This is a genomic window from Telluria sp. RB2R28, assembly GCF_059685835.1.
In genome coordinates this window covers 70,634-82,212 of sequence record NZ_JCASIK010000001.1, presented here as the reverse complement: position 1 = coordinate 82,212, position 11,579 = coordinate 70,634, and the positions used below count along the sequence as shown (strand labels likewise).

The 11,579-nt window shown below is 64.6% G+C and carries 10 protein-coding genes; 5 read left to right on the top strand and 5 right to left on the bottom strand.

What is annotated here, in order from left to right; translation table 11 throughout:
* The first annotated feature begins 335 nt into the window (after positions 1-335).
* A complete protein-coding gene (gene infA, locus AC56LV_RS00345) occupies positions 336-602 on the top strand; it encodes a translation initiation factor IF-1 (RefSeq protein ID WP_482897817.1) in 267 nt (88 codons plus the stop codon).
* 96 nt (positions 603-698) lie between these two features.
* Here infA and AC56LV_RS00340 read toward each other — a convergent pair whose 3' ends face one another.
* Genes AC56LV_RS00340 through AC56LV_RS00320 form a run of 5 tightly spaced genes read right to left on the bottom strand, consistent with a single transcriptional unit; the run spans position 699 to position 4,443 of the window.
* A complete protein-coding gene (locus tag AC56LV_RS00340) occupies positions 699-1,907 on the bottom strand; it encodes an MFS transporter (RefSeq protein ID WP_499555136.1) in 1,209 nt (402 codons plus the stop codon).
* A 10-nt stretch (positions 1,908-1,917) separates the two neighbouring features.
* Positions 1,918-2,796, bottom strand: coding sequence for a hypothetical protein (locus tag AC56LV_RS00335; RefSeq protein WP_499555134.1), 879 nt, complete (start codon positions 2,794-2,796; stop codon positions 1,918-1,920).
* Between the two features lie 14 nt (positions 2,797-2,810).
* Complete coding sequence (locus AC56LV_RS00330) at positions 2,811-3,602, bottom strand: hypothetical protein (protein WP_183549872.1); 792 nt, start codon at positions 3,600-3,602, stop codon at positions 2,811-2,813.
* Positions 3,592-4,101 (bottom strand): hypothetical protein, encoded by a 510-nt coding sequence (locus tag AC56LV_RS00325; RefSeq protein WP_499501385.1) that lies wholly within the window; start codon positions 4,099-4,101, stop codon positions 3,592-3,594. The genes AC56LV_RS00330 and AC56LV_RS00325 overlap by 11 nt, the downstream gene beginning before the upstream one ends.
* A 48-nt stretch (positions 4,102-4,149) precedes the next feature.
* Positions 4,150-4,443: a DnaJ domain-containing protein gene (locus AC56LV_RS00320; RefSeq protein WP_482897814.1), complete on the bottom strand. Its 294-nt coding sequence runs from the start codon at positions 4,441-4,443 to the stop codon at positions 4,150-4,152.
* Positions 4,444-4,642: 199 nt separating this feature from the next.
* Between AC56LV_RS00320 and AC56LV_RS00315 the strand changes: the two genes are divergently transcribed.
* The 4 genes from AC56LV_RS00315 to AC56LV_RS00300 all read left to right on the top strand — a co-directional run bounded on the left by AC56LV_RS00315 (position 4,643) and on the right by AC56LV_RS00300 (position 11,577).
* A complete protein-coding gene (locus tag AC56LV_RS00315; RefSeq protein WP_499555133.1) occupies positions 4,643-6,397 on the top strand; it encodes a glutamine--tRNA ligase/YqeY domain fusion protein in 1,755 nt (584 codons plus the stop codon).
* 73 nt (positions 6,398-6,470) lie between these two features.
* Entirely contained in the window at positions 6,471-8,657 is a 2,187-nt protein-coding gene (locus tag AC56LV_RS00310) for a metallophosphoesterase (RefSeq protein ID WP_499555131.1), read from the top strand.
* A 198-nt stretch (positions 8,658-8,855) separates the two neighbouring features.
* The gene (locus AC56LV_RS00305) at positions 8,856-10,739 is read left to right on the top strand and encodes a sensor histidine kinase (RefSeq protein ID WP_499555129.1); all 1,884 of its coding nucleotides are present in this window, start codon (positions 8,856-8,858) and stop codon (positions 10,737-10,739) included.
* Positions 10,740-10,971: 232 nt separating this feature from the next.
* Complete coding sequence (locus tag AC56LV_RS00300) at positions 10,972-11,577, top strand: glycine-rich domain-containing protein (RefSeq protein WP_499555127.1); 606 nt, start codon at positions 10,972-10,974, stop codon at positions 11,575-11,577.
* Positions 11,578-11,579 lie beyond the last annotated feature (2 nt).

Below are 11,579 nucleotides of genomic sequence, written 5' to 3'. Positions count from 1 at the left end.
CGTGCGCATGAGCCGCAGAGCGGCAACCGTGCTACACTATCGCTTGTATGGCATCGATCACTCCTCCACGATTACAAAGTTTCAGGAATGACAACACGAGATTGCCACTGGAAAATTCTACTACCGTCCCCATATCGTGTTCCTGTGGACAAATGATTCGCGCAAAGCGCGACGCCACGGCACGAGATGGCACACGGGCCGCAACACCCAGCGAAGTCAATATTATTCCCATCCTGACACCGCCTGCTTCACGCAGGCCGCATCATCCGCCAGCCCGTGCGCCGCGCGCCAGGCTGGTCTGATTACCCAATATTAAAATTTACAGGAGCTCCATCATGGCAAAAGAAGAACTCATCGAAATGAATGGCGTCGTGGCTGAAGTGCTGCCGGACTCGCGTTATCGTATCGACTGCGAAAACGGCCACAAGCTGATCGCCTACACCTCGGGCAAGATGCGCAAGAACCACATCCGCATCATCGCCGGCGACCAGGTCAGCCTCGAACTGTCGCCGTACGACCTGAGCAAGGGCCGGATCACCTTCCGTCACCTTGGCAAGACCAACGGCGCACCGCGCCCACAAAACCGCGCAGCACGCCGCTGATCGGACAACGCCACGCTTCGCAGCGTGGCGTTTTTACTTGTGCGACCGGTTTTCGGCCGGCGCACGGCACCTGTATTGCCCGGTTATTTATTCTAGCTAATAGTTCACCGGCAACGGCGCCAGGCGCCGCAGATGCAGCGCAATCCCCAACCCTACCCCCAGTAGCCCCGCCAGCAAGGTCACGACACCGGTCCAGCCCCAGTGCTCATAGACATACCCGCCCGACCAGCCCACCACGCTCGATCCCAGGTAATAGAAGAACAGGTAGATGCCCGAGGCCAGCGCCTGTGGCGCGCGTGCGCGCCGCCCTACCCAGCTGCTGGCCACCGAGTGCGATGCAAAGAAGCCGAACGTCGCCAGCCCCACACCCGGCACGATCGCGACCAGCGAATCGGCCAGCGTGATCAGTAATCCGGTGATCATCAGTCCCATCATGAGCCACAGCACATTGCGCCGGCCGAGCCGGTCGGCCAGCTTGCCGGCCCACATCGAGCTGACGATGCCCAACAGATACAGCAGCGACAGCAGCCCGACGGCGCTCGGGCGCAGGTTGAACGGCGCGCCCAGCAGGCGGTAGCCGATGTAGTTGTACAGCGTGATGAAGGCGCCCATCAGCAAAAACGACAGCGCGAACAGCCACGGCAGCCCCGGATCGCGCAGGTGGATCCGCAAGCCGGCGACGAAGCCGGGGCCGCGCGCCGGCAACGTCGCGCCATGGCGAGATGCTGGCAGGCTGCGCGAGAATTCCCACGCCGCATACAGCCCGGCCGCACCCAGCACGCCGAGCGCAATGCGCCACGAGGCGAAATCGCTGATGAAGGCCGACAGCACCCGCCCCGTCATGCCGCCAAAGGCGCTGCCGCTGATATACATGCCCATCGACAGGCCAAGGGATGTCGGTTCGATCTCGTCGCCCAGATACGCCATCGCCACGGCCGGCAAGCCGCCCAGCATCAGGCCCATGCAGGCGCGCAGCGCCACCAGGTGGATGTAGTCCGAAGCAAAGGCGCAGCCCAGCGTGAGGACGGCGCCGCTGAGCATCGAGCCGACCATGACCTTCTTGCGCCCAAAGCGCTCGGCGACGTTGCTCGAACCCAGCAGCGCCAGGGCCAGTGTGGCGGTCGCCACCGACAGCACCAGGCTGCTCTGCGCGGGCGACAGCCCGAAGTCGCGGCCCAGCAGCGGCATCAAGGGCTGGACGCAATACAGCAGCGCAAAGGTGGAAAAGCCGCCGAAGGCCATGGCGCGGTTGATGCGCCGGAACGCCGCGCTGCCGGCGGCGATGCGGGCGCCCGGTGCACTCACCTGGCAGCCTTCACGGATACTCGGGATCGAGCTCCGATCCGGCGTAGTTTTCCATTTCGGCGAACAGCTGCTTCATCGTCGCCGTCGTGCCAATCAGTTGCAGCACCGTGCAACTGGCGCGGTAGGTCGCGATGCGCGCAGCGATCACCGGTTGATGCGCCGGCGGCACACGCGCCATCAGCTCGGCCCAGCCGGCTCCGAAATCGGGATTGTGCTTGCGCACCGCCTTGACGAAGCGTTCGAACTCGCGCTGGCCGGTGCGCGCCGTGATGCGCGCGCCACCTTCGGCCGCGAAGATGATCGCCATCGCAATCACGCCTTCGGCATTCAGGTCCGGATCGACGACCGCGCCCTCGTAGTGGTGCTTGCGCAGCCACTCGGCCGCCTTGACGACTGCCTGGACTTCCTGGCGCTGGCGCACCTGGCCCAGATAACGCTCGTAGCCCGACCACGATTCGCCCGGATCGGCCGTGCAGATGTCGACGAACAGTTCTTTCAAACGCCGCTGCGCATAGATGGGGTCCAGGTCGTACTCGCTCACCAGGCTGTCCTCGGGCAGCGCAGCGAGCTCGCGGATCAGGCGAAAGCCCGCCTGGAACGCGTGCTCGGCGCCCTCCCCGATCAGGATGTCGAGCGCATCGAGGTCACCCTCTTCCTCGGTCTGGATCAGGTGTTCGAGACCCAGCGAGATGCCGCCGACGGTCAACAGCAACGCGCGCCCGATGCCTTCGGCGGTGCGGTCGTTGGTGAACTTTTCGGCCACCATGGCGGTGATCCCGGACAATTCGTCGGCAAGGATCGCCGCTTCATCGGGCGTGGCGTCGACCGGCAGCAGCCGGATCGCGCGGATCAGCCGGGGCGGCTTTTCAATGACAAGGGCAGGCAACATGCTGGGACCTGCCGTCACGAAAAGATGTCCGAGCCCAGGCTGCGGCGCGGGCTACGGCGTGGCATGCTGCGCACCGACGGCACCTGCTTGCGCAGGCGCAGCAACAGGTCGCGGGTCGAACGCTGCATGAATTCGGACTCTTCATCCGGATCGTCCGGCAGTTCGATCTCGGCCATCTCGGCGCTGTGGCGGAATTCAGGGAACAGCTCCAGCAGCGAACGCTCCCAGCCATCTTCGCTGGCCTTGGCCAGGTCGACCGCCAGCGGCACGATGTCGCTGTCGGCGCTCGTCTGGCCGCTCACGTAACGGCCCTTGGACAGGATTTCGCCCGCCACCTCGAGGATTTCGCGCGGCGCCAGCGACCACATGATCGCAAAGATCGTCGCGCCATGGTCGGTGGCGGACGCCGCTTCGAGCAGCTCGTTGCGGCGCTCTTCGTCGTCCTGCGCATACACCACGCCATGAACGTGGTTGAACAGGTTCTCGGCGATGCGCTCGGGATCGTCCTCGATCAGGTTGTCGGGCCAGGTCGCGGCGATGTAGGCCAGGCTGTCGGCCCAGGCCTTGGGCGGTACCAGCATCGTGGCCAGCGACGTCTTGCCGCCGTCAAAGCCGGCCAGGTGCAGCGCCGTCACTTGCGGTGGCAGGTCGCTCAGCACCTGCGCCACGGCGTAGTCGCCATGCTCGTCGGCCGCTTTCGAGAACACCTCTTCGGCGTGGTCGAGCGAGCCGGCCAGCACCAGGTCGCCCACCTGCTGCGTCAAGGCTGGCAGGTGTTCGTTCTTGCTGCCGGTATCATCGCTCATCGCGGTCTCCTTCGTCGAACAGGCCGCTGAAGTCGTCGGTTGCTTCGCCGTCTTCATCGACATCGTCGCCATCGTCATTGCGGCCCAGCTGCTCGAGCGACTGGTCTTCATCGTCCCAGCGATTCTGGTTCTTGAACAGGAATGCGGTGATGATCGCCTGGCGCGCCAGCTCGGGGAAGTTGGTCGTCATCGCTTCGTACATCTTGGCGCCGTCGTCGCCCGTGCATTCGGCCATCGCGAACACCTTGGAAGGGTCGCCATCGGCGTAGTCGAGCGCTTCGCGCATCAGGCCCTTGGCGTCCAGAAAGCGGATCTTGTCGACCAGCGCGAAGGCCATCATGTTGACGTCGTCGATGCCGCCGCCGTCGGCGTATTCGGACACCAGGGCGTTCACCATCATGTCGTAGTTCTTGCGGTTCGGCGGGTCGCCCAGGGTGCCTTCGATCTGGCCTTCCAGTTCACGCGACTGGAAAGAGAATTCGGGATGTACGTTTTTCATAGTGTGTCCTGTAGATGTATTTGGCGGGGCGCACGGGCGGCCCGGGCGTCAGTGCGCAGGCAGGTTGACGCCGTTCAGGGCGAACAGCGAGCGCCACAGCTCGAAGGCTTCGGCTTCGGCGTCGAGCACGATGCGGTGGTTCAGGCTCTGGTTGTATTCGTCGCGCTTCGCGCGGTCCGAGAGGATCTCGTAAGCCTTGCTCACGGCCTTGAAGCGCGCCTCGGCGCCCGGCGCCTGGTTGCGGTCCGGGTGGTAGCGCATGGCCAGCGAGCGGTAGACCTTCTTGATCTCGTCGTCGGTGGCATTCGGGGCCACGCCGAGGATCGCATATAAATTTTCCAACAGAAACTCTCCCGGCGTCAGCCGTCTGGCAATGAATCACGGTTTAAAGAGAGATTATCCTATAGAAAAGGTTCGACGGGGCGCGAGCGCCCGCTTTCACCGGATGGCGGCAACGGCGGGCGGGGTAACGACAAGGGCATGCTACAGGGCCGTCGTCTACGGTAAAATGCCCGACACCTTACCCTCCCAGAACTATCTCATGAGCAACGACAAGAATTCCCCGGCGCCGGGCAACGCACCGTCGTCGAACTTTGTGCGTGCCATCGTCGAATCCGACCTGGCCGCCGGCACGCATGCCCGTGAGGGCTTGCCGCCCGTGATCACGCGCTTCCCGCCCGAGCCGAACGGCTACCTGCACATCGGCCACGCCAAATCGATCTGCCTGAACTTCGGCCTGGCGCGCGACTACGACGGCCTGTGCCACCTGCGTTTCGACGACACCAATCCCGAGAAGGAAGACCAGGAATACGTCGACACGATCATCGACAGCGTCAAGTGGCTCGGTTTCTCGTGGCAGCAGGAGGGCCAGGAGCACCTGTACTACGCCAGCGATTACTTCGACCAGCTGTACGCGATGGCCGAGTACCTGATCCAGAACGGGAAGGCCTACGTCGACAGCCAGAGCGCCGAAGAGATGGCGAAGAACCGCGGCAATTTCGGCACGCTGGGCACCAATTCGCGCTTCCGCGACCGCCCCGTCGAAGAATCGCTGCAATTGTTCCGCGACATGAAAGCCGGCAAGTACAAGGATGGTGAACACATCCTGCGCGCCAAGATGAGCGAAGACGCGATGTCGTCGCCAATCATGACGAACCGCGATCCGGCCCTGTACCGCATCCGCCATGCGCACCACCACCGCACGGGCGACGCCTGGTGCATCTACCCGATGTACGACTACACGCACCCGATCTCGGACGCGATCGAAAACATCACGCACTCGCTGTGCACGCTGGAATTCCAGGATCACCGCCCGTTCTACGACTGGCTGGTCGAGACGCTGGCCGAAGGCGGCTTCTTCAGGAAGCCCGTGCCGCGCCAGTACGAATTCGCGCGCCTGAACCTGACCTATGTCGTGACCTCCAAACGCAAGCTGCGCGCGCTGGTCGACGATGGCACCGTCACCGGCTGGGACGATCCGCGCATGCCGACCATCGTCGGCCTGCGCCGCCGCGGCTACACGCCTGAATCGCTGCAGCTGTTCTGCGAGCGCATCGGCGTGTCGAAAGCCGACGGCTGGATCGACATGAGCACGCTCGAAGGCGCGCTGCGTGACGATCTGGACCCGAAAGCGCCGCGCGCCATTGCCGTGCTGCGCCCGTTGAAGCTCATCGTCGACAACTTCCCTGAAGGCGAGTCGCACGAGTGCAGCTCGCCGGTGCACCCGCACCATCCCGAGATGGGCAAGCGCACCTTCCCGTTCACCCGCGAACTGTGGATCGAGCAGGAAGACTTCATGGAAACGCCGGTCAAGGGCTACTTCCGCTTCACGCCGCCGCAGGGCGACCTGCCGGGCAGCCGCGTGCGCCTGAAATATGGCTACGTGGTCGAATGCACGGGCTTTGACAAGGATGCCGACGGCAACGTCACCGCTGTGCACGTGAAGTACTTCGAGGATTCGAAGTCGGGCACGCCGGGCGCGGACAACTACAAGGTCAAGGGCAACATCACGTGGGTCAGCGCCGCCAGCGCACTGGAAGCCGAAGTGCGCCTGTACGACCGCCTGTTCCTCGACCCGCAGCCGGACGCCGGCGGCAAGGACTTCAAGACGGTGCTCAATCCGAATGCGCTCGAGACGATCACCGCGTATCTGGAGCCGGGCCTGAAGGACGCCGTGGGCGACCAGCGCTTCCAGTTCGAGCGTCACGGCTACTTCGTGGCCGACCGCGTCGATTCGACGCCGGGCAAGCCCGTCTTCAACCGGGTGACGACGCTCAAGGACAGCTGGGGCAAGTAAGCAGCAGGCCATGTAACTATCCGGTCATGTAACGATGTCATCCTCCGGGCATCTTGATGACCGGAGTAATTGCATGACCCGTCCAATGCAACACGGCGCTGCCGCCTGCGCCGCCCTTTCCCTGCTGGCCCTGCTGGCAGGCTGCAGTCCCGGCGACAGCGACGCCCCTGTCGTCACGCCGCCGGTGCAAACGCCGGCACCGGCCCCCGCCCCTGCACCGGTGAGCACCGCCGTCGCCTTCATGAGCGACGTCCACTTCCAGGATGTCTACGGCGACTTCAAGAGCAGCCAGTTTGCCGGCATTCCGACCAAAGACGGCAGGAATGCAACCATCCGCACGATGTATGCGCAGCTGACCTCCACGCGCCTGTTCAACGAAAACTATTTCGCCTTCTACGCCGCGCTCGACGACGCCTACGCCAAGGGCATTCGCGTCGTTGCGCTGCCGGGCGACTATACCGACGACGCCCAGCCGATGAACGTCGACGGCATCGCCGCGATCATGAAGCAGTACCAGGCCAAGGGCATGCGCTTCTTTATCGCGCCCGGCAACCACGACCCCGTGGAGCCGTTTGACGATAACGAAGCCGGCAAGAACGACTTTTTGACCAAGGACGGCAAGGAGCAGAAAATCTATGCCACCGGCAATCCGGCGTGTCTCGCCAAGGATCCGACGGTGATCTGCACCGACCAGGTCATGGAGCAAGGCACCGAACGCCTGATGGTCAAGATGGGCGAATTCGGCTTCATGCCGAACAAGGCCGACCTGCTGTGGGAGACCCCGTTCAGCAAGTACGACGCCGGCAAGTACACGTATGACGCGGCGCTGGCGCAGTCGGGCGGCAAGAGCCGTGAATTCGAGATCTGTGCCGAAGGCTCGGGCGGCGCCTACAAGGCTGCTGGCGAAGCCAAGCTCGGCAAAGCATTCACCAGATGCACGAAGCTGATCGACACCACCTATCTGGTCGAGCCGGTCAAGGGCCTGTGGCTGCTGTCGATCGACGCCAATGTGTTCGTGCCGAACGCGAAGTTCGATCCGGCCAACCCGACCAGCTTCAAGGGCTTCGACGGCGCCGGCAACGCCGGCTGGAACAAGGTGATCACCCACAAGATGTTCCTGATGGATTACATCAAGTCGGTTGCCGCGCGCGCGAAGGCCGAGGGCAAGCAGCTGATGGCCTTCTCGCACTACCCGACGATGGACTTCTACGCCAACCAGACGCAGGCCATGAAGGACGTGTTCAAGTCGGGCGCGTTCCAGACGGCGCGCGTGCCGGACCAGAATGTTGCGAATGCCGTGGCGGCCACGGGCCTGCGCCTGCACGTGGGCGGGCACATGCACTTCAACGGCACCAACGACCACACCGACGGCAGCGGCAACTACCTCGTCAACGTGCAGTCACCGTCGCTGGCCGTGTATGGCGCCGCCTACAAGGTCGTGACCTACAAGGACGCCGAGACGATCGACGTCCAGACCATGCCGCTGTCGACGGTGCCCCGCTTTGCCGAACTGTTCCCGCATTACGTGGTCGAAAACGACTACCTCAAGGGCAGCTCGGTGGTCGCCGATGTCGCCAAGCGCTGGGACCGCAGCATCCTCGATACCCGTTCGTACGGCGAATTCACGCACCAGTACTTCGGCGAGCTGTCGCGCCTGCGCTTCATGGACGAATACTGGCCGTGCGAAATGAAAGAAGCCGCGATGGCCCTGAACGGCAAGCAGATGCTGATCCTGTCGCAGCTGCAGACGAAGGTCACGCTGGCGCAACTGAAAGATGCACCCGGCGTGCTGCCCTTGACCGCAGCCTGCGCTGCCGCCGGCACGCCAGCAAGCAGCACGGTTGCCGCCTCGACGCTGGCCACCGACTGGCAGGAAGCGACCGTGCGCGCCGAACGCCTGGCCACGGCCGCCGGCCTGCGCCTGGACGACTTCGCGAACCTCACCCCGTACGCGTTCTATGGCGACTTCCACCGCACCGTGTATGCGGGCGAACTGGCCCTGCGCGACATGGGCCAGGCGCGCGTGAACCAGTACAAGGTCCTGATGGCGGCATTCCCGGCCACCCCCGCGCCGATCGTGCGCATCGGCGACAAGCCGTCCGACCAGAACCCGGTGCACGTGCCGTTCCAGCAGCAGTTCAAGGGCGTCTTCGCGATCCTCAAGGGTCTTGGCTCGGCCAAGCCGAGCGACCATTTCACGGTCGACCTGAAGGGCAGGAAGGTCAGTAACGCCAGCAACAACGGGTTGAGCTTCAACTAAGCCAGCCGGGTCACGCCAGATCGTGGCCGTGTCACGGCGCCCCGCTCGCAACGAGCCGGGCGCCGTGATCGCATCAAAGAGGCGGCAGATTGCAGAACCTAGTAAACCTGCTAGCTACGGTGGACGCCGACAATGCTTAGCGTAGAAACATCATCCGCACGCACGTCCACAACCAGCCTCACGTTCGTGAGATCCGCCATGCATCCAGACCGCCAAGCCGGGACGTTCGTACCTGCCGCCATGATCGTCGGCGTGGTGCTGTCGCTGGCGGTCGGGGCCGGCGCCTATCTGGCGACGTCCGGCGCGATCGAAAGCGATGCGCAGACACGCTTTCGCGCCATGGCGCGCGCCGCGCAGAACAATATCGATGCCCGGATCAAGAGCTACAGCGACGTGCTGCGCGGGGTCGCCGGCCTGTTTCGCTCCGCACCCGATACCAGTGCGGCCCAGTTCCACCAGTATGTCGGTGAACTCGACATCAAGCGCAACTTCCCGGGGATCGTCAACATCAACTACGCGCGCGCGGTGCGCGCCGACGGCCTGCCGGCGCTGAACGACGAGTTGCAAAAGCGGCTGGCGCGGCGCGGCGTCGTGCACACCCCTTTGCTGACGGCGCCGGACCGCGATACCTACACGGTGCTGGTGTACATGGAACCGCTGCCGCCCAACCTGCTCGACCGGCTGGGGCTGGACCTGGAAGCGCGGGGCACGACGCGGCGCTCGCTGGCCGTGGCACGCGACAACGGCAGCTCGAGCGCCTCGGGCACCCGCATCGCCCTGCGGCCCGGTCCCAACCAGAGCGCGCTGGCGCTGCGCCTGCCGGTCTACCGCAGCGACCTGCCCAACGACAGCGTGCAGGCGCGGCGTCTGGCGTATATCGGTTCGGCCGGTCTCGGCTTCGGCCTTGCGCCGCTGGTGGCCGACGTGCTCGATGAATTTCCCGTCAAGGGCGTGCGCCTGGTGCTGACCGAAGTGACCGCGCTGGCGCCCGAACCAGGTGAGGCGCCGCCCCGTGCCGTGCTGTACGACAGCCTGGCCACGGGCGCACTTCCCAACCCGGCACCGCCGCGGGCCGACGACGGGATTTTCGCGGCCAGCCTGCCCATTGAATTCAACCAGCGCGTCTGGCGCGCCGACTTCAGCATTCCCAGGTCCGACATGTACACGCGCTTTGACATGTATTACCCGTGGCTGGCGGCGCTTGCTGCCGGCATGAGCACCGCCCTGCTCTACGCGCTGTTCCAGACGCTGGCCTCGTCGCGCCGCAACGCGCTGCGCATGGCCGAGGAAATGACGCGCGAACTGCGCGCCTCGCAGACCAAGCTGCAGGCCAGCCATGAAAAACTGCGCCTGCTTGCCGCCCACGCGGAGCAGATCAAGGAAGGCGAGCGCAAGCGCATTGCGCGCGAAATCCATGACGACCTGGCGCAGAACCTCCTGGCGCTGAAGATCGAGGCCGAACTGCTGGCCAACCGCACGCGTGGCGCGCAGCAGCGCCTGCACGCACGCGCCGTGGCCACGGTGCGCCAGATCGACGTCACGATCCGCAGCGTGCGCCAGATCATCAACGACCTGCGCCCGAACGTGCTCGACCTGGGCCTGTCGGCCGCCGTCGACTGGCAGGTGGCCGACTTCGCGCGCCGCACCGGCATCACCTGCGAGCTGGTGGACGACGATGATGAGCACCGCATCGACGACAACAGCGCCACCGCGTTCTTCCGCATCCTGCAGGAGTCGCTCAACAACGTGGCGCGCCACGCGCGCGCTACCCAGGTGAGCATCACGCTGCACCAGCATGCCGGCATGCTCACCATGACGATCCGCGACAACGGCGTCGGGCTGCAGCCGGGCAGCCGCAACCGCCACGGCTCCTTCGGCCTGGTGGGCATCGAAGAACGCATCGCCATCCTGGGCGGCTCGTTCTCGATCAACAGCAGCGGCATGGGCAGCGGCACCACGATCGTGGTCAGCATCCCGGTGGATGGCGTGCCGGCGGCCGGCGCTCCGGCGGCCGGAGCGCCGGCCGCCACTGGCCCTGGCCTGCGCATCGACAACGCCCCGATCTCGCCCATCGCCGCCTGAGGCGTCCCCTATCCCACCAATGGTGACGACGTCGCCTGTCACCGCGCTCGGCCATGCTCCCAGGTTTGATCTAGCTCAACTGCTGAGATGAGCCAGCGCATGACAATGGCTGTGTCTGTCACACGTCAACACCACCGGAATTTTCCGGTAATGCGCTACGGAAATACCCCGCTCAGGCACCGTGACAGCCGCCAGCACAGCCGATCCATCCACACAACCACACGAGGTGATCATGATGTCGACCCATACCGAATACGCTGCCTTCGAGGCGCTTGACCTGAACCCGATCAAGATGAAGCTGATGCACGAGGCGTCCGGCGAAGGCTGGTCCGAAATGCGCACCAACGCCGTGGAAACCGAATACCGGCGCTTCCTGTTCCTCATGAAAAAATACCCGGATGCCGGCGCCTCGCCAACGGTCGATGTCGACACGTTCTGGCACTATCACATCCTCGACACCATGAAATACGCGCGTGACTGCCAGGCAGCCTTCGGCTTCTTCCTGCATCACTATCCGTACGTCGGCATCGCCGCCGGCACCGAGAGCGAGCATGTCCAGGCAGGCGAGCGCATGCGCACGCTGTACGAAGCCGAGTTTGGCGTCGTGGTCAGGGGCGACGCTGCGTTCTGCGCATCGCCAGGCAAGCCGGCAGGCGCCGCCGCGTTCTGTGCTTCCCCGGGCAAATCAGCGACCGCAGCAAGTGCCGCCGCCTTCTGCGCCTATCCTGGCAAGCCGGCCGCCAAGGGCGCGGACAGCGCCTTCTGCGCCTCGCCGGGCCTGCCGGCCATCATGACCAGCAAGATCGCGTTCTGCGCGTCGCCCGGCAAACGGACATAAGC

What these genes read in the sequence shown, in the direction of transcription:
- AC56LV_RS00335 (WP_499555134.1), bottom strand. Translation starts at nt 2,796, where the DNA reads ATGTTGCCTGCCCTTGTCATTGAAAAGCCGCCCCGGCTGATCCGCGCG.
- infA (WP_482897817.1), top strand. Translation starts at nt 336, where the DNA reads ATGGCAAAAGAAGAACTCATCGAAATGAATGGCGTCGTGGCTGAAGTG.
- AC56LV_RS00325 (WP_499501385.1), bottom strand. Translation starts at nt 4,101, where the DNA reads ATGAAAAACGTACATCCCGAATTCTCTTTCCAGTCGCGTGAACTGGAA.
- AC56LV_RS00305 (WP_499555129.1), top strand. Translation starts at nt 8,856, where the DNA reads ATGCATCCAGACCGCCAAGCCGGGACGTTCGTACCTGCCGCCATGATC.
- AC56LV_RS00315 (WP_499555133.1), top strand. Translation starts at nt 4,643, where the DNA reads ATGAGCAACGACAAGAATTCCCCGGCGCCGGGCAACGCACCGTCGTCG.
- AC56LV_RS00330 (WP_183549872.1), bottom strand. Translation starts at nt 3,602, where the DNA reads ATGAGCGATGATACCGGCAGCAAGAACGAACACCTGCCAGCCTTGACG.
- AC56LV_RS00310 (WP_499555131.1), top strand. Translation starts at nt 6,471, where the DNA reads ATGACCCGTCCAATGCAACACGGCGCTGCCGCCTGCGCCGCCCTTTCC.
- AC56LV_RS00300 (WP_499555127.1), top strand. Translation starts at nt 10,972, where the DNA reads ATGATGTCGACCCATACCGAATACGCTGCCTTCGAGGCGCTTGACCTG.